Raw genomic sequence first — 19,653 nt, forward strand, 5'->3', positions numbered from 1 at the left:
GTTGTAAACGAGGGCTTATTGGGGAAGTGCAGAAGGTAGGGATGGTTCAGGTGGTTGCTTCCTTAAACGCCCAATTCAGCATAATCCAAGCCATTTCATACTTCGTGCCGTGCACTTAATATTTTTTTACTTGATGATTTCTGTGGTCTTGGAGTCCAGCAGTTTTCCTTTTTCACATTTAAGAATCCTGTAGGGGTACTTGTTGAGCAAATCATGGTTATGAGTGGCCATGAGTACTGCCGTTCCCTGTTTGTTGATTTCCTGAAAAAGTTTGAAGATGCCATCGGCTACTTCTGGATCAAGGTTTCCTGTGGGCTCATCGGCCAATAGGATAGAGGGATGGTTTAACAAGGCCCTGGCAATGACCACACGCTGCTGTTCACCGCCGGAGAGCTGGTGGGGCATTTTGGTGGCTGCTCCGCCAAGTCCTACCCGCATGAGGACCTCAACCATCCTCGTTTTCATTTTGGCTTTGTCCTTCCAGCCCGTCGCACGCATCACAAAGTAGAGGTTTTCGGCTACGGTCCTGTCCGTGAACAGCTGAAAATCCTGAAAGACAATGCCGAGCTTTCGGCGAAGGAAAGGGACATCCTTGGTTTTGATTTCTTTCAGGTCATACCCTGAGATTTTACCGTAGCCCATTTTTAGGGGGAGGTCGGCATAAAGGGTTTTCAGCAAAGAGCTTTTTCCGCTTCCGGTCCTGCCGATGAGGAATACGAATTCGTCTTTTTCGATATCAAAGGTGACATCCTGCAGGATCGCAGTAATGCCTTGGAAGATGCAAGCCTTGTCAAGGCGGACCACCGGTTCACTGGAAAATACCATAGTGCGCGTTACAGTTCTAGTTTTTGTAATTTACCAAATGGAAGGGCTTTGATCAAGCGCTCCATTTCTTCTTCTTTCCCTTCCAAACCAAATTTTTCCAGGTTCTTTAGCGGACGATCAGCTCTAAAATAAGCCACAAGCACAAAGTTTTCGTCCCTGATTTGAATGTAATCCGGTATTTTGGCTTTGCCCTTGACCTTGATGATGTACATAAGAATAATTGGCTGTGATTTGAAAGCGAAATTTAAATGATAACGCTATGAGATAAAAATATTATGCCAATTTAAAATGGGTTATTATAAAAAACCACCACCCTAAACATCAAATGATGAAAGGATGGTGGAAAAATATAAAATTTAGTGGTTTTATTTTCCAGCTGCTTTGGCGTGATCGGCCAAGAATTTGGCAAGACCAGCGTCTGTAAGCGGATGGTTTAACAAACCAGTGATGACGTTAAGTGGACAGGTAACGACATCCGCGCCGATTTCAGCACATTTGATCAAGTGCATGGTGTGTCGGACAGAAGCGGCCAGCACCTGAGTGTCATAGCCGTAATTGGCGTAGATATGAACGATTTGCTCGATCAGTTCCAGTCCATCAAAGGCGATATCATCCAATCTTCCGATGAAGGGAGACAAATAAGTAGCTCCGGCTTTGGCCGCTAAAATGGCTTGGCCTGGTGAAAATACCAATGTGCAATTGGTACGGATACCTTCTTCACTAAAGTACTTGATTGCTTTCACACCGTCTTTGATCATAGGGACTTTTACGACGATTTTGTCGTCGATTTTGGCAAGTTCCTTACCTTCTTTGATGATGCCTTCAAAATCAGTGGAAATTACTTCCGCACTTACTTTGTCATCCACGATGTCACAAATGGCTTTGTAATGAGCCCTTACATTTTCGTCTCCTGTGATGCCTTCTTTGGCCATCAAGGAAGGGTTAGTGGTTACACCATCCAGTACACCTAGGTCATAGGCTTCTTTGATTTCATCTAGATTGGCGGTGTCAATAAAGAATTTCATTTGTAAAACGGTTTTTTGGTTTTGATGAATATGGTTGGCCATTGTTTGTTAATGGACAATGGCTGTAAATACAATTCTTCAGGTATTAACGTAAGTTGTTTCATGGAATCTTGCCTGAACCCCTGGCTTTCTATATTTTGAACGTGCAGGAAAAGGCCGAAATCACATGTTCCCTTTATGGGATGTAAAGTTAGGTGTTTATTTCGAAAGATGGTCAAAAATAATAAATGTATTTTTTACATTTATTAAAAAAGTAAAAAAAGAAGCGGCATCGCACCGCTACAACCGCCTACCCTTGCTTCCTTCCGGACCTGGGGGATTTGGCAGGAGCTGGTCGTGCCGCTTGAGTACAAAGGTACGGCAAAAACTTTCCCTAGCAAAACTCTGGACGAAAATATATTTCGGATTAGATTAACGCCTTAAAAATCAATTGAAAAATATAATTGGCAATATTATTGCAGCTCAATCGTTGAATATCAATTTTAAGAATTATGAAAAAATTACTATTTATTCTACCGATTTTATCGCTTGCACTTTTTGTAGGAAGCTGTTCATCCATGAAAGGCGCGCCTAACTATAAGGTAGGCATGGAAGAAAGTGATTTTCTGAAAGTCCACCCAGAGGCAGTGATCAGCAGTCTGGAGGGAAAGCAAAAAACCTACCGGGTGTTGAGGGATGAGCGATTTTACTTATTGGCCACATTTGAAGACGAACGTCTGATCAAATTGGAGGAAAAGGAATTGCCCCCTTATTGGAACAAGAAAACTGCTCCCAGTGCAGAGCAGGATCAAGATCAGTAATTGGTAAAGAAAAGACGTTAAGCGAGTCCCTTCAGGTACATGTTGAATTCTAAGGGGCTGCAGGACTCAAATTCGTCCACTTCAAGATCATCATAGATTTCGTCATCGAATTCCATGATGGTCTTTTCTATTTTTCCAGAGGGGTGAATGATCAGCTCCACTCCCGTTAAATCGTCTGGATTGACTTGTACCAGGACTTTGTAATCATCAAACGTCCTTTTGAAATACTTTGCGATTTTTGCCATAAAAACTTATCCCATTTAAATGTCCCGTAAAGATAGCTTTTTAAAATGGAGCGGGTAACCTCATCAGCAATCATTTTTATGCGACAGCATCCTTAGAGATTTTGAAGCCCATTGATGATTTGTTAGGACCATGCGATGGGTGATGGATCGTAGGCCTATCAGGGAATTGTCTTTAAACTATCCATTGCGGAACTTGCGGCTGTAAAAAATTAAAGTAAATACCTTTTGTAAAATAAAATGGCTTTTTATATTTGCCTGAAGTTAAGATTATGAAACAATTTAATACTCAATATTGGTGGTGGCAAACAGAACTTCTGACAGGGGAGAACAGCTGACCATTGCCTAATATTTAAGAGTGAAAATATTACCATATAAGGCTTGCTGGAATTCCCCAGTAAGCCTTTTTTTATTTTATCCGAAGTTTAACCATGGACACAAGACAACACTTTAAAATCAACACACGGTACAAAAAGCTGCTGGCAGATACCATTACCCCAGTAAGTATCTACCTGCAAGTAAGGGACAAATTTAAAAATCCCATCTTGCTGGAGAGTTCCGATTATCATGGCCAGGACAATAGCTATTCTTACATTTGTTTCAATCCTATGGCCACTTTTTCCTTTGATGGAAAAACGATAAGTGAAACTTTCCCGGAAGAAGAGAAACATCAATTTGACTTGAAAGAAGGGGAGAAGTTGGTGGATAAACTGAAAGCATTTTCATCCCGGTTTGAAGAGGAGGCCAATGATTTCAAATTCATTACCAATGGCCTGTTTGGTTACATGCAGTATGATACGGTGGGGAGTTTCGAGGACATTACCTTGGAAAATACCAAGGAATCCAATGTGCCTCAGGCTTTTTACGCGGTATATAAAAATGTGATAGTGGTCGATCATTTTAAGAACGAACTCCATATTTTTGATTATCATGTGAATGGAGAGGATGACCGGGTCAGAGAAATCGAAACGCTTTTAAACAACCGAAATATCCCTACGTATTCCTTCAAATTGGACGGGGAGGAAACCTCTAATTATACCGATAATCAGTTTTTAGATATCCTCCGTCAGGGGCGTGAACACTGCTTTAAAGGGGATGTCTTTCAGATCGTGCTATCCAGATGCTTTACTACAGGCTTTAAGGGGGATGAGTTTAACGTTTACCGGGCTTTGCGGTCGGTGAATCCATCACCTTATTTGTTTTACTTTGATTATGGATCCTATAAGGTGTTTGGCAGTTCGCCAGAAGCCCAGATAGTGGTTAAAGGTAGGAAAGCCACGATTTATCCCATTGCAGGGACCTTTAAGCGGACCGGGAATGATTTGGCCGATGCCGAGTTGGCGACAAAGCTTTATGATGATCCAAAGGAAAATTCCGAACACGTGATGTTGGTGGACCTGGCCAGAAACGATTTGAGCAGGTCTTCCGAGAAAGTTGAGGTAGAGGTTTTCAAAGAGATCCAGTATTACTCTCATGTCATCCATTTGGTGTCCAAAGTAACGGGCGTGTTACCGGAAACTGCCAATCCACTGCAGCTGGTAGCGGATACTTTTCCGGCCGGGACACTTTCAGGAGCTCCCAAATACCGGGCCATGGAGATCATCGACAAGCTCGAAAACACAAGCCGTAAGTTTTATGGAGGTGCCATAGGCTTTTTGGGATTCAATGGTGACTTTAACCATGCCATCCTGATCAGGTCGTTTGTGTCCGAGAACAACCGCCTTCGATTCCAGGCCGGTGCCGGAGTAGTCGCCAAGTCCTCCATCGAAAGTGAACTGCAAGAAGTCACCAACAAACTCCAAGCCTTACGTGTAGCCCTCAAAGCCGCCGAGCAGGTCTAATAATTGAAAAATTTGAAAATTGTAAGATTAAAAAATTATGGCAAAGATTGATTGTTTTGAGGAATTGGAGGTTTGGAAACATGCCGCAGAAATTGGGATAAAAGTGTATGAATTAGCTGACAAACCCCCTCTTTCGAAAGACTTTAAATCAAGAGACCAATTTATTGGATCTGCAATTTCAATATCAAACAACATAGCTGAGGGCTTTGAATACAATAACAACAATGATTTTATACGGTTTCTTAAGTATGCTAAAGGTTCAGCTGGTGAATTGAGAAGCCAGGCATTTGTTTTAAATAGGGCGGGAAGGATAGTCGAAGAGGATTATTTGATCTTAAAAGACATTCTGGTAAATATTTCAAAAGAAATTAAAGGTTTTATCAAATACTTAAGGGCATTTGAGAATAAAAAAAAGTGATTAGAAGAAAATAGAGATTGGGAAATAGATGGTTTTTCAATTTTCGAATTTTTCAATCTTTCAATTAATATATCATGAAAATACTAGTACTCGATAATTACGATTCATTTACTTATAACTTGGTGTATATCGTCCGTGAGCTGGGGTATGGGGCGGAGATGGATGTTTTCCGAAACGATAAGATCAAGGTAGAGGATGTAGCTGCTTACGATAAGATATTGCTGTCACCCGGACCGGGCGTGCCGGCAGATGCGGGCATCATGCCTGAGCTGTTAAAGCAGTATGCCAAGGAGAAAGATATCCTCGGCGTTTGCTTGGGACACCAGGCCATTGGCGAGGCTTTTGGCAGCGGTCTAAATAACCTGACGGAGGTAGTTCACGGGGTGGCTTCCGAAGTGAAGGTTTTCCAAAGAGACCTGCTCTTTGAGGGCGTGCCGGATAATTTTAAGATCGGAAGGTACCACAGTTGGGTGATCGATGAATCCACCTTGTCTGACGATTTGGAAATAACTGCCAAAACTCCAGATGGTCAGATTATGGCGGTAAGACACAAATCATACAAGGTAAGGGGACTGCAGTTTCATCCCGAAAGTGTACTGACCGAGCATGGCAAACAAATCGTTCAAAACTGGATAAATGGATGATTATTGCGCCATAATCAGTAAATTACAAGGAAATAAAAAACCACCATCATATTCTAATTCTAAAGCCGTTGCTTTGGAAAAACCATTATTTGATCATGAAATCGCGCATAGCCATGCCCACATTTAGCGGGGAATCGTCGACATGCAAGATCCACTTGACCATTTAAAAAGCACTTTAAGCAGATGAAAGATATTCTAAATCACCTAATTGAACATAGGACACTGGGCAAGGAAGAGGCGAAGTCAACATTAAAGAAGATCACCTCAGGAGCGTATAATCAGAGCCAAATGGCGGCCTTTATGACCGTCTATATGATGAGAAGTATCACGGTAGAGGAATTGGAAGGGTTCCGCGAGGCGATGCTCGAGCAGTGTATTCCAGTGGAGATCCCAGAATACGACGCCATGGACTTGTGTGGTACAGGAGGAGACGGAAAGGATACCTTTAATATTTCCACGCTTTCTTCCTTTGTGGTCGCAGGAGCAGGACAAAATGTGGCCAAACATGGAAACAATGGTGTTTCATCCATTTGTGGCTCTTCCAACTTACTGGCGCAGTTTGGCTATAACTTCACCAATGACATCAATGTGATCCGGAAAAATCTCGATGAAGCGGGGATTTGTTTTCTTCATGCACCGCTTTTTCATCCGGCCATGAAGAATGTGGGGCCTATTCGGAAGGAGTTGGGCGTAAAAACCTTCTTCAATATGCTTGGCCCAATGGTAAATCCCAGCTTTCCCAAAAAACAATTGGTAGGAGTGTTCAGTTTGGAGTTGGCAAGGCTTTATGGCTATCTATACCAAAACAGTCGGGTAGATTTCAGTATTTTACATTCATTGGATGGCTATGATGAGGTCTCCCTTACCGGAGATTTTAAGATGATTTCCAACAGCGGAGAACGGCTGATTTCACCAGAATCCATAGGCTTGCCAAGGTTAGACGCCAAATCCATTGAGGGAGGCAAAACCATTGAAGCGTCTGCTAAGATCTTTCAAGATATCCTAAAAGGTGAGGGGACAGAAGCCCAGAGAGCGGTAGTGCTGGCCAATTCGGCTGCTGCTTTGGTTACAGCTGACCAGTCCTTGAGCTTTGAAGAAGGGATTGTCAAGGCCGCCGAATCCTTGGACAGTGGAAAAGCGCTACAGACATTCAAAAAATTGGTCAATTCAAAAACATCTGTTTCACTAGCAAAATCTTAATCCATGAATATACTTGACAAAATCATTGCGCACAAAAAGGAAGAAGTAGCTGAGCGAAAAAGCTTGGTTCCCACCAAAATGCTCGAAAGAAGTGTGTTTTTCGAAAACAAGGTGGTGTCCATGAAAAAATATGTGACGCTTCCAACCAAAACCGGTATCATTGCGGAATTCAAACGGAAATCTCCCTCTAAAGGAGCCATCAACAGTGCCGCAAAGGTGGAGAAAACCAGCATTGGCTATATGCAGGCGGGAGCTTCTGCGCTGTCGGTATTGACAGACAAGGAATTCTTTGGTGGTTCCAATGAAGACCTGATCACCGCCCGGAAGTTTAATTTTTGTCCGATCCTTCGCAAGGACTTTATTGTGGATGAATATCAAATTGTGGAAGCCAAATCGATAGGGGCAGATTGTATCCTATTGATTGCTGCTGCGCTTGAGCCAAAACGATTGGAGGAGCTGGCCATTTTTGCCCATAAACTGGGGTTAGAAGTGCTGATGGAAGTGCATGATCAGGAGGAGCTTGACCGTTCTCTGAACGATCATTTGGATTTGGTGGGCGTGAACAATAGAAGCTTGAAGACCTTTGAAGTGTCCCTGGATACTTCGTATGATTTGGTCGGTCAAATTCCCGATAAATTTGTGAAGATATCTGAAAGTGGCATTTCTGATCCTCAGACATTGGTGGATTTGAAGAAGGGTGGATTTGATGGTTTTTTGATAGGAGAAAACTTTATGAAGTCTATCCGGCCGCATCAGGCTGCTTATAACTTTATGAACAAATACCGGGAACTGAGTCCGGATTTCAAAACAGAAACGGTTTAAAGCATGATAGTGAAAGTTTGCGGCATGCGCGATGCGGACAACATTCGTGAACTTGACGAAAAAGTTCAGCCAGACTTAATGGGCATGATCTTTTATCCAAAATCTCCCCGGTACGTGGCTGACCATTCAGCCATTCCGGCTACCAATGCTGCCAAGGTGGGGGTGTTTGTCAATGCTCCTGTCGCAGAAATCGTCGAAACCGTCCAAGGTTTTGGCTTGGACTATATCCAGCTCCATGGCAATGAGGATGTGGCTTTTGTAGCGGAATTGAAGCAAAAGACCACGGCTAATGTCATCAAGGTTTTTAGGGTGACGGCTGAAGTAGACTGGGAGTTTCTGAAAGGTTTTGAGCCCCATGTGGCTTATTTTCTCTTTGATACCGAGACGAAGGGATATGGTGGTTCTGGAAAACAGTTTGATTGGCAGTTGCTGGGAGCTTATCCGCTGGACAAACCGTTCTTGCTCAGTGGGGGGATTGATCAGGAGAGTGTTGCGGATATTTTAAGGTTAAAGCAGCAGCAGCCTCAATTGGCTGGAGTGGACATCAATTCCAAGTTTGAGCGTGAGCCAGCAGTCAAGGACATTGTCAAGATTAGTCGTTTTGTAAAGCAATTAAAAAATTAAAAACACGCCCTTCATGGGGGATTTGATAAAACTATGGTTAAAGTAGATGAAAAAGGGTTCTATGGGAAATTTGGAGGGGCTTACATCCCCGAAATGCTCTACCCCAACGTGGAAGAACTTAGGACCAACTATGAAAAGATCACGGAATCGGATGAATTCAAAGATGAATTTCATGCCCTTTTAAAGGACTATGTGGGGCGTCCAACTCCCCTGTATTATGCCAAGCGGCTTTCTCAGGAGTATGGAGCCAAAATTTACCTTAAGCGGGAAGACCTTTGCCATACCGGAGCCCATAAAGTGAACAATACCATTGGCCAAATTATTTTGGCCAAAAAGCTGGGCAAAAAGCGTATCATCGCGGAAACCGGGGCGGGCCAACATGGGGTGGCTACAGCGACGGTTTGTGCCTTGATGGGGATGGATTGTACCGTCTATATGGGGGCGATCGACATGGAGCGGCAGAAGCCCAATGTGGAGCGTATGCGCATTTTGGGAGCGAAAGTGGTGCCCGCTACATCGGGAAGTCAGACCTTAAAGGATGCCACGAATGAAGCACTGAGACAATGGATCAACAACCCTGTAGACACCCATTATATTATCGGCTCTGTGGTAGGCCCACATCCTTATCCGGAGATGGTCGCACGGTTTCAGTCCGTGATCAGTGAAGAGATTAAATACCAGTTGAAAGAGAAAGAAGGCAAGGAAGATCCTGACATGGTCATTGCCTGTGTGGGTGGTGGCAGTAATGCTGCTGGTGCTTTTTACCATTATTACAATACCCCTTCGGTCAGACTGGTGGCTGTTGAGGCGGCAGGATTGGGAGTGGCTTCCGGGAAATCTGCGGCGACTACCGCCCTGGGAACACCAGGTGTTTTGCACGGCAGCAAGACCTTGCTCATGCAGACTGAAGATGGTCAAGTGGTAGAGCCGCATTCTATTTCAGCTGGATTGGATTATCCGGGCATTGGGCCTGTCCATGCGCATTTGTTCGATTCCAAGCGGGGAGAATTTTATGCAGTGGAAGATGAAGATGCCATGAAAGCCGGAGTGGAGCTGAGTAGATTGGAGGGAATCATCCCAGCGATCGAATCGGCCCATGCCCTTTCTGTACTCAAGCAGTTGAAATTTAAGCCTTCCGATGTCATCGTGATCAACCTGTCCGGAAGAGGCGATAAGGACTTGGATACCTATATTAAATGGGGAGGGTATTGAGTAGCAATTAACAAGTATTAAGCGCAAAGAAAAAAAGAAGATTGGCAGTTGAGGTTGGAGGAGTGGTGTTTCCAATCTTCCAATGTTAACATTTCCAACCTTTCAATCAACTATGAACCGAATAGATCAATTATTTCAGGAAAAGAAGGGAAACATTCTTTCCATTTATTTTACGGCAGGTTTTCCGAAGCTGGATGATACGCTTGCGATTATGGAAGCCATAGAAGGAGCGGGTGCTGACATCATCGAAGTAGGGATGCCTTATTCAGATCCAGTGGCAGATGGCCCCACGATACAGGAGAGCAACAAAGCGGCTTTGGAAAATGGGATGAACATGAAAAAAATGTTCCAGCAGCTGGAGAAGATGCGGGAAACGGTAACGATCCCAGTGGTGCTCATGGGCTACCTCAACCCTATTTTGCAGTATGGCATAGAGGCATTTTGCAAGAAATGTAATGAAGTGGGTGTGGATGGGCTAATAGTGCCAGATTTACCTATCCAACAATACCAGGATGATTACAAAGCATTGTTTGACGAATATGATCTGCGAAATACGTTCCTGATCTCTCCGCAAACGAGCGAGGAGCGCATCCGTGAAATCGACCAGCAATCTGATGGATTTATTTACATGGTTTCATCGCATAGTATTACAGGTGCGAAATCCGGTATTTCAGATGAGCAAGAGGCGTATTTTGAACGGGTTAAGAGCATGGAATTGGAAAACCCTCGATTGATCGGTTTTGGGATTTCAGACCATGCCACATTTTCCAAAGCTTCCTCCTACAGCCATGGTGCCATCATCGGCAGTGCTTTTATCAAAGTACTCAGCAATGCCAAGGACCTGAAAGCAGATATCAATACATATATCCAGGGTGTGCTGCAGGGATAGTTTCTCTTGGGCGCAAGCAGTGAAGCGTTTAAAGAATGAGGTGAGACCAAAAGGTGAATCACTTTGCTCCAGCTGAAACCTTCACCCCTTACCATGTTTAACCCTAATTAACCTTCAAACCTTCAAAACACATTAAAAAATGATCATACAAGTAAAACAGGACATCACCGAAGTTCAAAAGGAGCGCCTGATCAAAGAAATCAATCAAATTGGCTACAAGATTACCGAGGTGATCACCCAAAAGGGAACGTACTTGGTAGGGATCGGTAGTGCAGAATTTGACATACGGAAATTTGGCCACCACGAAGGCATACAGGATATTCACATTGTTTCCGATGCCTATAAATTGGTGTCCAGAAAGTGGAAGGTCAATCCCACTTCCATTGATTTGGGAGATGGTGTGTATATCAAGGAAGGTGATATGGCCGTGATGGCTGGTCCATGTTCTATCGAGAGTGAAGAGCAGATCGTTAAAGTCATCGATCACTTAAAAGCCAATAACATCAAGATCATGCGTGGTGGCGTATACAAGCCCCGAAGTAGCCCGTATGCATTTCGAGGATTAGGAATAGAAGGGTTGAAGTTATGGCATGAACTGGCCAGTAAGGCAGGCATCAAGATCATCACGGAGGTCATGCAGGTTTCGCAGATCGAAGAGATGATGGATTATGTGGATGTTTTCCAAGTGGGTGCCAGAAACACCCAAAATTTCAACTTGCTGGATGAATTGGGCAAGGTGGACAAGCCAGTGATGATCAAGCGGGGGATTTCCGGCACAATTGAAGAATTGCTGCAGTCTGCTGAATACGTTTTTTCAGGCGGTAATGAAAAGTTGATATTGTGCGAGCGGGGTATTAGGACCTACGAAAAGGCCACCCGAAACACCTTGGACCTGAATGCTGTTCCGGTGCTGAAAGATAAATCTCACCTGCCTGTGGTGGTGGACCCGTCCCATGGCATCGGCATCCGTAAATTTGTGCATCAGATGGCCTTGGCAGGGGTAATGGCCGGGGCTGACGGGATCATTTATGAAACACACGAAATCCCCGAAAAGGCTTACTCGGATGGTCAGCAGACACTTGATTTTGCCCAAAGCTCCCAATTGGCAAGTCAGATCAGAAAGACATTTGCCATGCGGAAGACCTTTGATCTGTTGTAGTCAGGTTTGATCCATTTTGAGTAGGACGATAACGGTACAAGGTGATCTTGCTTAATTTTGAAACAAGGAATTTTGATTAAAAAAAGTATCTTTCTATCTTTACCGCACAAGATGAAGAACCTATCCGTAAAATATTACAGCTATTACTACCATTTCCTCCCCGAAAAGGATTAGGTGTAATGCTGTGAGCTTTACTGAAAAGATAATGAAAGGCCTAATCCTAAACGGGGTTAGGCCTTTTTGTTTTTAACCCCATGAAAGAGAATTCGTAGAATATTATAAACTAACCCAAATATAAAATGGCAGGTAAATCAGCTGAATGGGTCTTCGAGGACCCCAGATTAAAAGCAATGCATCAGGATTATGATGCCTACACGGAAGAGAATTTTGCTGTATGGAAAACCCTTTATGAGAGGCAAATTGTCAACCTTCCCAATGCAGCTTCCAAGGCATATCTGGAGGGTATCAAGGAAATCAACTTTACGGCTGATCGGATAGCTAATTTCTCCGAGGTGAACCAAATCCTGAGCAAGTCTACGGGCTGGGGTGTTCAGGTGGTGCCGGGATTGATTGATGATGATTTGTTTTTTGGCTTATTGAACCATAAGCGGTTTCCTTCTTCCACTTGGCTAAGGAAAATGGAACAGCTCGATTACTTGGAAGAGCCGGATATGTTTCACGATGCCTTTGCCCATATGCCTATGCTGACCAATCAGCCATATGTGGATTTTTTACAGGATCTAAGCGGTATTGCACTCAAGTACATTGATGATAAATGGGCGATTCATTTGCTTTCCAGAATTTATTGGTTCACCATAGAGTTTGGATTGATCAGGGAAAACGGTGCGTTAAAGATTTACGGTGCAGGAATTTTAAGTTCTGCGGGTGAAACCAAGTTTAGCCTTTCGGATGACCCTGAGCACCGTGATTACGATGTGAGAAGTATCATGCAGACCCCTTATTGGAAGGATAAGTTTCAGGACAAGTATTACGTGATAGAAAGTTATGAGCAGCTCTATAATTCCATTCCTGAGATTGAACGTGTCTTGGCAGAAGAGCTGATAGCCAATGAAGACCCTGAGAAAGAGCCTTAAGGATTTGGATTGAAGTTTTGGGGATTGACCTTTCTGCCAAATAGATTGGATAATGCCTTCTAAAATAGGATATAATGTTTATTTTTGAGACGCGAAAATACAAGTGATTCTATGCTTGTACAGTCAGATCAAAAAGTTCACAAACCTAAGTGATAGGCCTCAAATTTTCCTTTGGGAATTTGAGGTCTATTTAGCTTTTAAGTAGTAGTAAATTAAATGGATGTAGCCATTATAAAATATAATTCCGGGAATGTGCTCTCTGTGCTTTATGCGCTTGAGCGGCTCGGCATCAACGCCAACCTTACCGATGATGTGGAGGAGATCAAAAAGGCCGATAAGGTGATTTTTCCCGGACAAGGGGAGGCCAGTTCTGCCATGCGGTACCTTCGTGAGCGAAACCTGGATCAGCTGATCAAGGACCTGAAGCAGCCTTTTTTTGGCATTTGCCTTGGGCAGCAGCTTTTGTGCGAATATTCTGAAGAAAATGATACCGAATGCTTGGGGGTTTTTCCTGTGAAAGTAAGGAAGTTTCCGCCAGCGGATAAAGTGCCCCATGTGGGTTGGAATAGCCTTCAGGAGACTCAAGGGCAGCTTTTAGAAGGGATCAATACGCATGATTATGTTTATTATGTCCACAGTTATTTCGCTGAAATTCACCCTGAATTTACCGTAGCCAAAACCCATTACATCGAAGATTTCAGTGCTTTGTTACAGAAGGACAACTTCTATGCAATGCAGGCTCACCCGGAAAAGAGCAGTCACTCGGGACAAAAAATATTAACCAACTTCTTGAAATTATAATCATGGAAATCATTCCTGCAATTGATATTATCGGAGGGAAATGTGTGCGTTTGACCCAAGGAGATTATGGCCAGAAAAAAGAGTATGCCGACAATCCGTTGGAGGTGGCCAAAAAATTCGAGGGAGCTGGAATCAAGCGGCTGCATTTGGTAGACTTGGATGGTGCCAAGGCCAAAACGATCGTAAACAGGGCGGTTTTGGAAAACATCACCTCCCATACGAGCCTAAAGGTTGATTTTGGCGGCGGAGTCCAATCAGATGAGACCATTCAAATGGCTTTCGATGCCGGTGCCAGCCAAGTCACTGGAGGCAGCATAGCGGTAAAAAATCCAGCCCTGTTTGAGGGGTGGTTAGAAAAGCACGGATCCGAGAAGATTATCCTCGGCGCAGATGCCAAGAATAGAAAGATTGCGATCAGCGGCTGGGAAGAAACCACTGAGGCCGATGTAGTGGATTTCATCAAGGACTATCATGCCAAAGGTGCCCGTTATGTCATCTGTACTGATGTGGCCAAAGACGGGTTGCTGCAAGGGCCATCTGTGGACTTGTACCGGGAAATTATCCAAGAAATCCCCGGTATTCGACTGATCGCGAGTGGAGGAGTGGCCGAAGTGAGGGATTTGGAAGTGCTGGAAAAGATCGGAGTGTTTGGTACGATTGTCGGCAAAGCCTTCTATGAAGGAAGGGTCAGCTTGGAGGAGTTGGCCACTTTTGCAGACTGATAAAAGAATAAATGATGGCTTTAGTTTGTGAAGACAGCAATTTAATAAGGTTATCCTGAACGAATTATCGCGGTAGCCGAACTCACCATGATCATGGTTGATGAAGCGGCCCAAAAACCGAAACTGATTAATTAGATGTTGACAAAGAGAATAATACCTTGCCTTGATATCAAAGAAGGGCGTACGGTGAAGGGAGTGAATTTTGTGGACCTGCGCGATGCAGGTGACCCGGTGGAATTGGCCAAGGTCTATTCTGATGAAGGGGCAGATGAATTGGTGTTTTTGGACATCACCGCAACGGTAGACAAGCGAAAGACTTTGGCGGAATTGGTGACCCGGGTGGCCAAAGCCATTAATATTCCTTTTACGGTCGGCGGGGGCATTTCCACAGTGGAGGACGTCAAAGTATTGCTTAACGCCGGTGCGGATAAAATCAGCATTAATTCCGCAGCTGTCAAAAGGCCTGAAGTCATAGATGAAATGGCTGCCGAGTTTGGCAGCCAATGTATCGTTGTGGCCATCGATACCCGAAACGTAGATGGAGTGGACCTCGTGCACACCCATGGTGGCCGAAAGCCTACCACCCTCCAAACCCAAGCTTGGGCCAAAGAGGTGGCAGACAGGGGAGCAGGTGAAATTCTCTTGACGAGCATGGACCATGACGGGACCAAAGCAGGATTTGCCGATGGGCTGACCAGCGAGATTTCTGCCGCCTTGACCATTCCGGTCATCGCTTCTGGCGGGGCAGGGACCATGCCACATTTTAAAAGTGTTTTTACCGCGGGAAAGGCCGATGCTGCCTTGGCCGCCAGCATTTTTCACTTTAAGGAAATAGGCATTCCAGCGCTGAAGCATTACTTGGCCGGAGAAGGGGTGACCATGAGAATTTAATGTAATTACGGACAATCAAGCAAATGGAAAATTTAAAAATAGATTTTGATAAAGTAAACGGACTGGTTCCGGCCATTATCCAGGATGCCACTACCAATGCCGTGTTGATGCTGGGGTATATGAATGAGGAGGCGCTTCAGAAGACCCAGGAGAGTGGAAAGGTTACGTTTTTCAGCAGGACCAAGCAGCGCCTATGGACGAAAGGGGAAACATCCGGTAATTTTATGCATGTCCAATCCATCAAAGTAGATTGTGATAACGATACGCTTTTGATCAAGGCGGATCCTGTTGGACCAGTGTGCCACACTGGGGCGGATACTTGTTTTGATGAGAAAAATACCTCCAAGACGGCCTTTATCGATCAGTTAAGGAGCATTATCAAAGACCGTAAAAATAACCCTACCGATAAGTCTTACACCGCTTCACTTTTTGCCAAGGGCATCAACAAGGTAGCTCAAAAAGTGGGAGAAGAGGCAGTGGAAATTGTCATTGAGGCGAAAGATGATCATAAGGACCTTTTTATGGGAGAAGCGGCAGATTTGCTTTTCCATTATTTGGTGTTGCTGGAGGCCAAAGGCTATGAATTGGATGAGGTGATGGATGTGCTTATCCAGCGCCATAAGGGTTAATCCTGCATTAGGTCATTTTTGGGGCCATGTGTGCAGTGGCTGTGCGAATGACATTTCACGATGGCATCCACTTATTTTTTAATACGCCGGAAATTCTTTGGCAAGGCCTTCGAAATCATCGATCATCACCCAAGATGTTTTAGAGGGAAGTTTTCTGCTGCGGGCTGGAAAACTTCCCTTTTCAATATAATGCAATGCAGCTGCTAGTCGCGGTTCATTGATGTTTCCCCAATCATATGAAACGCCGTCAATGGCCTCGTAATCCACCGGGAAGCCATCGAAATATTCGGCTGTGCCGTTTGCATTGGCAGTGGAAAAGGTGATGGGGACGAGTTCTACGTTACGCTCCTTTAGGTTTTTATTAAAGTCAGATAAAGGGAAAGCTCCTACAGGTTTGCCATAGGTGCTTTGACCGACCAGTTTTACCTCCATATAAGGCATGAGGCAGTTGATTGTAAGCTCACTGGCAGAAGCTGAGCCTCTTGCGGTAATGAAAATCACACGGTCAAGGGATATATTCCCTTTTTTGCTAAAATGGACGCTTTTATCCATATCGGTTTTGTTGTGATTGTGCTGGTTGGTATACATGATGGTCCCGTCTGCAGCAGGAGGGACGATCCTGTTCATGAGCTGTTCGGCCACCCGAACCGAACCGCCGCCATTGTAACGCAGGTCAATGATCAGCTCAGAAATGTTAGCTTCTTCCAGTGCGTTAAAAGCCTCTTCGACTTCTTGGCTTTGGGTGGGTTTGAGTCCTGCTGTGGCCTTAAAGCTGTTATAAACAAGGTAGCCGGTTTTCTTTCCGTTTACATCGATGATGGATTGGTGCAGAATGGAATTGGACTGATAGGCGGCTTTTACGATTGTCCGAGTGGTCGTTGTCCCGTTGGGTAATTCAAATGTAAAAGAATTGGAAGTGCCACTTTCAGCAGGGCCAAGTTGGAAATCGTAACCGGTATTTGTTTTGTATTCCGCGACAGGCTTTCCGTTTACTTGGATGACCTTCCAGCCTCTTTTCCACCCGTCTTTGCCTGCAGGAGCGTCATTGTACACAAATGTAAGGTAGAGGTCCCTGTCTTCTGCTAGTCCCCAGCCGAAGCCATGACCGATATTTTGGCCTGTAAAGGCCTTGTCAAAAGCATCTGGCGTCGTCAAATACGACCACCGGTCCAGCTCGCTAAATGTTAGGGCGTCCAAAAGATCTTCATAGTTCCGATAAGCATCAAAGTCCACTCTGGCAGGCATCTTATCATTCCAGTAGTACCATTCCGCCATGCTGGCATATATGCCAGCTTTGACCATGCTATCGGTGAAGCGCGGATCATCCAGGTCATCATGACAGGAAGTTATGGCCAAGGTAACAAGGGTAATAACTCCAATAAAAGACAACAGGGGGATTCTTTTCATAGTGGCTTTATCTTCATGCATATACGGAAAAAGGAATAGTACAGGTTTTGGCAAATGGTGGTTTTTCCAGTCGCTAAAAATACGGGATATTTCAATCAAAACTAAAACCTGCAGCTTGGTTTTGGTGTTAGTACTTATGAGTAAATACAAAAGACTATGGAAAAAACAACTGCAAAGAAACCGGCAAAAGTGGATAAGCGGGCAAAAATAATGGAAGCTTTTAAGGGGTACATTCTTGAGCATGGCAAATCTCCTGCCTCGGTTTTCAAGTTTACCAAGGAGCTGAAAATGAAAGAAGCAGATTTTTACGCATTTTTCTCCAGTTTTACCTCCGTGAAGAAAGCCATCTGGCAACGTATACTCCAAGTCACGCTGGAGGCACTTGAGTCCCAGGAAGTTTATCATACCTATTCGTCAAGGGAGAAACTGTTGGCATTTTTTTATACCTGGATCGAAGAATTAAAGCATCATAGAAGCTATTTGTTGGTGTTGTATGGTGAACATCAGCTGCCCAGCCGGTCGTTACCGCAAGAGCTGAAAGGATTTCGGAGTGATTTTAAAACCTATATTCAAGGGGTGCTGGCAGCAGGAGAGGAGACCGATGAGATCGCCAAGCGTCCCTACCTAAGTGATAAGTACGATGAAGCCATATGGCTGCAAGTGATGTTTGTGTTTAGGTTTTGGGTGAAGGATCAATCGGATGGTTTTGAAAAGACCGATGAAGCCATTGAGAAATCCGTGAACTTGGCTTTTGACCTGATGGGCAAAAGCGCACTGGATACTTTTGTGGACTTTGCCAAATTCCTGTATCAATCCCGTTAACCAAGTTTACCAGTGGAAAAGAAAGAGCAAGTCAGTATCCCCGTGGGCAAGGTCCAGCGGGCTGCGAAGTTTATCAAAACAGGCGCAAAAGTCGGAGGCAATTACGTGAAGCATTATGCTCGGAAGTTTAAGGATCCTGAGCATTCCCGCGAACAATTGGACAATGAAAATGCGACGGATATTTATGGTTCATTGAGTGAACTAAAAGGCAGTGCCCTGAAAGTGGCGCAGATGATGTCCATGGACAAGAACCTTTTGCCCCGGGCCTATCAGGAGCAATTTTCCATGGCCCAATACAGTGCACCACCACTGTCCTATCCCTTGGTGGTGAAGACATTTCAAAAGTATTTTGGAAAGGCACCAGAAGCGGTTTTCGATACCTTTACCCGATCTGCGGTGAATGCGGCTTCCATTGGGCAGGTTCATCAGGCTACCTCGGAAGGGAAAAAGCTGGCCGTTAAGATCCAATACCCTGGAGTGGCCGACAGCGTGAGTTCTGACCTGAAGCTGGTACGGCCTTTTGCCCTTCGTTTACTGAATATCAGTGATAAAGAGCTGAATCATTATATGGCGGAAGTGGAGGAGCGTTTGCTGGAAGAAACGGATTATGAGCTTGAAGTGCGGCGGTCCAAGGAGATTTCTGCGGCATGCAGTCACATACCGCATTTAGCCTTTCCGACCTACTATGAAGCGTTCAGCTGTGAACGTGTCATTACGATGGACTGGTTAGAAGGCATGCACATCAAGGAATGGCTACAAACGAATCCATCCCAAGCGGCAAGGAACAGGATCGGGCAAGCGCTTTGGGATTTCTATCACCACCAGGTGCATGAGCTCAAGCAGGTTCATGCTGATCCGCATCCCGGAAATTTCATCATGATGAATAATGGTGATTTGGGAATCATTGATTTCGGCTGTGTGAAAGTTATTCCAGCGGATTTTTATGCGGGCTACTTTAGCTTGATCAAAAAGGAGCTGGTTGCCAATAAAGAGGAGCTGGATAAGATATTTTATGACTTGGAGTTTATTTCAGATCGGGATACAGCGGAGGAAAAGGCGTTTTTTAAAGCTGTTTTCAAAGAGATGATTTCCCTGATAGGAAAACCGTTTCATGAAGCGTCTTTTGATTTCGCAGACGACCAGTATTTTGATCAGATCTTTGCGCTTAGTGATCGCGTGTCCAATGACAAAATGTTCAAAAAGTCCAGGCAAGCCCGAGGTTCTAAACACGGGCTCTATGTCAACAGGACCTATTTTGGACTGTATAGTTTACTAAACCAGCTACAGGCCAAGGTACAGACGACTAAGCCGGAGTGGCTGGAGAACAACGGGTGATGACCGCAGCTCTTCCCGATAAGCATCTGGTAAGAAGGGCGCATCAACTTGGTTTCGAAAATGAGTACACAATATGCCGTCATCGCGAGGAACGCTAGTGGAAGGCAGGGCAAACCTCCTTTCTCAATGATAATGGAGAGCTATCAGCCTTTGACAAGTTACTTGGTGCCACTATCGTTCCGCACGCAATGATGGTTTTAAATCAAGTATTGGAGATCATTTTAACCTGTTCAGAGTTGGCTCTATAAAAG

At 44.5% G+C, this 19,653-nt stretch carries 22 protein-coding genes and 1 other RNA gene; 17 read left to right on the forward strand and 6 right to left on the reverse strand.

What is annotated here, in order from left to right; translation table 11 throughout:
• Positions 1 to 126 precede the first annotated feature (126 nt).
• The 4 genes from ECHVI_RS12190 to ffs all read right to left on the reverse strand — a co-directional run bounded on the left by ECHVI_RS12190 (position 127) and on the right by ffs (position 2,198).
• A complete protein-coding gene (locus tag ECHVI_RS12190) occupies positions 127 to 825 on the reverse strand; it encodes a cell division ATP-binding protein FtsE (RefSeq protein ID WP_015266301.1) in 699 nt (232 codons plus the stop codon).
• Between the two features lie 8 nt (positions 826 to 833).
• A complete protein-coding gene (locus ECHVI_RS12195) occupies positions 834 to 1,037 on the reverse strand; it encodes a hypothetical protein (protein ID WP_015266302.1) in 204 nt (67 codons plus the stop codon).
• Between the two features lie 153 nt (positions 1,038 to 1,190).
• Positions 1,191 to 1,850 (reverse strand): fructose-6-phosphate aldolase, encoded by a 660-nt coding sequence (gene fsa, locus ECHVI_RS12200; RefSeq protein WP_015266303.1) that lies wholly within the window; start codon positions 1,848 to 1,850, stop codon positions 1,191 to 1,193.
• Between the two features lie 257 nt (positions 1,851 to 2,107).
• An RNA gene (gene ffs / locus ECHVI_RS23180) (signal recognition particle sRNA small type) lies at positions 2,108 to 2,198 on the reverse strand.
• Positions 2,199 to 2,341: 143 nt separating this feature from the next.
• Between ffs and ECHVI_RS12205 the strand changes: the two genes are divergently transcribed.
• Positions 2,342 to 2,650, forward strand: coding sequence for a hypothetical protein (locus ECHVI_RS12205; RefSeq protein ID WP_015266304.1), 309 nt, complete (start codon positions 2,342 to 2,344; stop codon positions 2,648 to 2,650).
• Positions 2,651 to 2,667: 17 nt separating this feature from the next.
• On the opposite strand, the gene ECHVI_RS12210 is transcribed toward ECHVI_RS12205, so the two are convergent.
• Positions 2,668 to 2,895 (reverse strand): hypothetical protein, encoded by a 228-nt coding sequence (locus ECHVI_RS12210; protein WP_015266305.1) that lies wholly within the window; start codon positions 2,893 to 2,895, stop codon positions 2,668 to 2,670.
• Positions 2,896 to 3,323: 428 nt separating this feature from the next.
• Between ECHVI_RS12210 and ECHVI_RS12215 the strand changes: the two genes are divergently transcribed.
• The 14 genes from ECHVI_RS12215 (at position 3,324) to hisIE (ending at position 15,838) form a co-directional block, all read left to right on the forward strand.
• Entirely contained in the window at positions 3,324 to 4,733 is a 1,410-nt protein-coding gene (locus tag ECHVI_RS12215) for an anthranilate synthase component I family protein (protein WP_015266306.1), read from the forward strand.
• A 37-nt stretch (positions 4,734 to 4,770) separates the two neighbouring features.
• On the forward strand, positions 4,771 to 5,151 hold the full coding sequence (locus ECHVI_RS12220; protein ID WP_015266307.1) for a four helix bundle protein: 381 nt from the start codon (positions 4,771 to 4,773) through the stop codon (positions 5,149 to 5,151).
• 74 nt (positions 5,152 to 5,225) lie between these two features.
• Positions 5,226 to 5,795, forward strand: a complete 570-nt coding sequence (locus tag ECHVI_RS12225) for an anthranilate synthase component II (protein ID WP_015266308.1) — start codon at positions 5,226 to 5,228, stop codon at positions 5,793 to 5,795.
• A gap of 183 nt (positions 5,796 to 5,978) precedes the next feature.
• Positions 5,979 to 6,995 carry an anthranilate phosphoribosyltransferase gene (gene trpD / locus ECHVI_RS12230; RefSeq protein ID WP_015266309.1) on the forward strand — a complete coding sequence of 339 codons (1,017 nt, stop codon included), beginning with the start codon at positions 5,979 to 5,981 and terminating at the stop codon, positions 6,993 to 6,995.
• Between the two features lie 3 nt (positions 6,996 to 6,998).
• Positions 6,999 to 7,817, forward strand: coding sequence for an indole-3-glycerol phosphate synthase TrpC (trpC, locus tag ECHVI_RS12235; protein ID WP_015266310.1), 819 nt, complete (start codon positions 6,999 to 7,001; stop codon positions 7,815 to 7,817).
• A gap of 3 nt (positions 7,818 to 7,820) precedes the next feature.
• Positions 7,821 to 8,441 carry a phosphoribosylanthranilate isomerase gene (locus ECHVI_RS12240; RefSeq protein WP_015266311.1) on the forward strand — a complete coding sequence of 207 codons (621 nt, stop codon included), beginning with the start codon at positions 7,821 to 7,823 and terminating at the stop codon, positions 8,439 to 8,441.
• A 33-nt stretch (positions 8,442 to 8,474) separates the two neighbouring features.
• Entirely contained in the window at positions 8,475 to 9,653 is a 1,179-nt protein-coding gene (gene trpB, locus ECHVI_RS12245; RefSeq protein ID WP_015266312.1) for a tryptophan synthase subunit beta, read from the forward strand.
• 112 nt (positions 9,654 to 9,765) lie between these two features.
• Positions 9,766 to 10,542, forward strand: coding sequence for a tryptophan synthase subunit alpha (gene trpA / locus ECHVI_RS12250; RefSeq protein ID WP_015266313.1), 777 nt, complete (start codon positions 9,766 to 9,768; stop codon positions 10,540 to 10,542).
• A 139-nt stretch (positions 10,543 to 10,681) separates the two neighbouring features.
• On the forward strand, positions 10,682 to 11,701 hold the full coding sequence (locus tag ECHVI_RS12255) for a bifunctional 3-deoxy-7-phosphoheptulonate synthase/chorismate mutase (protein WP_015266314.1): 1,020 nt from the start codon (positions 10,682 to 10,684) through the stop codon (positions 11,699 to 11,701).
• Between the two features lie 299 nt (positions 11,702 to 12,000).
• Positions 12,001 to 12,795, forward strand: a complete 795-nt coding sequence (locus ECHVI_RS12260; protein ID WP_015266315.1) for a phenylalanine 4-monooxygenase — start codon at positions 12,001 to 12,003, stop codon at positions 12,793 to 12,795.
• 216 nt (positions 12,796 to 13,011) lie between these two features.
• Positions 13,012 to 13,596 (forward strand): imidazole glycerol phosphate synthase subunit HisH, encoded by a 585-nt coding sequence (hisH, locus tag ECHVI_RS12265; RefSeq protein WP_015266316.1) that lies wholly within the window; start codon positions 13,012 to 13,014, stop codon positions 13,594 to 13,596.
• Positions 13,597 to 13,598: 2 nt separating this feature from the next.
• Complete coding sequence (gene hisA, locus ECHVI_RS12270; RefSeq protein WP_015266317.1) at positions 13,599 to 14,318, forward strand: 1-(5-phosphoribosyl)-5-[(5-phosphoribosylamino)methylideneamino]imidazole-4-carboxamide isomerase; 720 nt, start codon at positions 13,599 to 13,601, stop codon at positions 14,316 to 14,318.
• Between the two features lie 135 nt (positions 14,319 to 14,453).
• Complete coding sequence (gene hisF, locus ECHVI_RS12275; RefSeq protein ID WP_015266318.1) at positions 14,454 to 15,209, forward strand: imidazole glycerol phosphate synthase subunit HisF; 756 nt, start codon at positions 14,454 to 14,456, stop codon at positions 15,207 to 15,209.
• A gap of 23 nt (positions 15,210 to 15,232) precedes the next feature.
• Positions 15,233 to 15,838, forward strand: a complete 606-nt coding sequence (gene hisIE, locus ECHVI_RS12280; protein ID WP_015266319.1) for a bifunctional phosphoribosyl-AMP cyclohydrolase/phosphoribosyl-ATP diphosphatase HisIE — start codon at positions 15,233 to 15,235, stop codon at positions 15,836 to 15,838.
• Between the two features lie 78 nt (positions 15,839 to 15,916).
• Here the strand turns inward: hisIE and ECHVI_RS12285 are convergent, their stop codons facing one another.
• Entirely contained in the window at positions 15,917 to 17,245 is a 1,329-nt protein-coding gene (locus ECHVI_RS12285) for a S41 family peptidase (RefSeq protein ID WP_015266320.1), read from the reverse strand.
• A 156-nt stretch (positions 17,246 to 17,401) separates the two neighbouring features.
• Between ECHVI_RS12285 and ECHVI_RS12290 the strand changes: the two genes are divergently transcribed.
• Both ECHVI_RS12290 and ECHVI_RS12295 read left to right on the forward strand, forming a co-directional pair.
• Positions 17,402 to 18,067: a TetR/AcrR family transcriptional regulator gene (locus tag ECHVI_RS12290; protein WP_015266321.1), complete on the forward strand. Its 666-nt coding sequence runs from the start codon at positions 17,402 to 17,404 to the stop codon at positions 18,065 to 18,067.
• 12 nt (positions 18,068 to 18,079) lie between these two features.
• Positions 18,080 to 19,402, forward strand: a complete 1,323-nt coding sequence (locus ECHVI_RS12295; RefSeq protein WP_015266322.1) for an ABC1 kinase family protein — start codon at positions 18,080 to 18,082, stop codon at positions 19,400 to 19,402.
• Positions 19,403 to 19,653 lie beyond the last annotated feature (251 nt).

The organism is Echinicola vietnamensis DSM 17526, assembly GCF_000325705.1.
GTDB lineage: Bacteria > Bacteroidota > Bacteroidia > Cytophagales > Cyclobacteriaceae > Echinicola > Echinicola vietnamensis.

Bases quoted from the DNA above. Each gene is read 5' to 3' on its own strand.
- ECHVI_RS12255 (WP_015266314.1), top strand. From the start codon at position 10,682: ATGATCATACAAGTAAAACAGGACATCACCGAAGTTCAAAAGGAGCGC.
- ECHVI_RS12210 (WP_015266305.1), bottom strand. From the start codon at position 2,895: ATGGCAAAAATCGCAAAGTATTTCAAAAGGACGTTTGATGATTACAAA.
- fsa (WP_015266303.1), bottom strand. From the start codon at position 1,850: ATGAAATTCTTTATTGACACCGCCAATCTAGATGAAATCAAAGAAGCC.
- ECHVI_RS12215 (WP_015266306.1), top strand. From the start codon at position 3,324: ATGGACACAAGACAACACTTTAAAATCAACACACGGTACAAAAAGCTG.
- ECHVI_RS12285 (WP_015266320.1), bottom strand. From the start codon at position 17,245: ATGAAAAGAATCCCCCTGTTGTCTTTTATTGGAGTTATTACCCTTGTT.
- ECHVI_RS12220 (WP_015266307.1), top strand. From the start codon at position 4,771: ATGGCAAAGATTGATTGTTTTGAGGAATTGGAGGTTTGGAAACATGCC.
- trpC (WP_015266310.1), top strand. From the start codon at position 6,999: ATGAATATACTTGACAAAATCATTGCGCACAAAAAGGAAGAAGTAGCT.
- ECHVI_RS12205 (WP_015266304.1), top strand. From the start codon at position 2,342: ATGAAAAAATTACTATTTATTCTACCGATTTTATCGCTTGCACTTTTT.
- ECHVI_RS12195 (WP_015266302.1), bottom strand. From the start codon at position 1,037: ATGTACATCATCAAGGTCAAGGGCAAAGCCAAAATACCGGATTACATT.
- ECHVI_RS12225 (WP_015266308.1), top strand. From the start codon at position 5,226: ATGAAAATACTAGTACTCGATAATTACGATTCATTTACTTATAACTTG.
- ECHVI_RS12290 (WP_015266321.1), top strand. From the start codon at position 17,402: ATGGAAAAAACAACTGCAAAGAAACCGGCAAAAGTGGATAAGCGGGCA.
- ECHVI_RS12190 (WP_015266301.1), bottom strand. From the start codon at position 825: ATGGTATTTTCCAGTGAACCGGTGGTCCGCCTTGACAAGGCTTGCATC.
- hisIE (WP_015266319.1), top strand. From the start codon at position 15,233: ATGGAAAATTTAAAAATAGATTTTGATAAAGTAAACGGACTGGTTCCG.
- trpB (WP_015266312.1), top strand. From the start codon at position 8,475: ATGGTTAAAGTAGATGAAAAAGGGTTCTATGGGAAATTTGGAGGGGCT.
- ECHVI_RS12260 (WP_015266315.1), top strand. From the start codon at position 12,001: ATGGCAGGTAAATCAGCTGAATGGGTCTTCGAGGACCCCAGATTAAAA.
- hisA (WP_015266317.1), top strand. From the start codon at position 13,599: ATGGAAATCATTCCTGCAATTGATATTATCGGAGGGAAATGTGTGCGT.
- hisH (WP_015266316.1), top strand. From the start codon at position 13,012: ATGGATGTAGCCATTATAAAATATAATTCCGGGAATGTGCTCTCTGTG.
- trpD (WP_015266309.1), top strand. From the start codon at position 5,979: ATGAAAGATATTCTAAATCACCTAATTGAACATAGGACACTGGGCAAG.
- ECHVI_RS12240 (WP_015266311.1), top strand. From the start codon at position 7,821: ATGATAGTGAAAGTTTGCGGCATGCGCGATGCGGACAACATTCGTGAA.
- hisF (WP_015266318.1), top strand. From the start codon at position 14,454: ATGTTGACAAAGAGAATAATACCTTGCCTTGATATCAAAGAAGGGCGT.
- trpA (WP_015266313.1), top strand. From the start codon at position 9,766: ATGAACCGAATAGATCAATTATTTCAGGAAAAGAAGGGAAACATTCTT.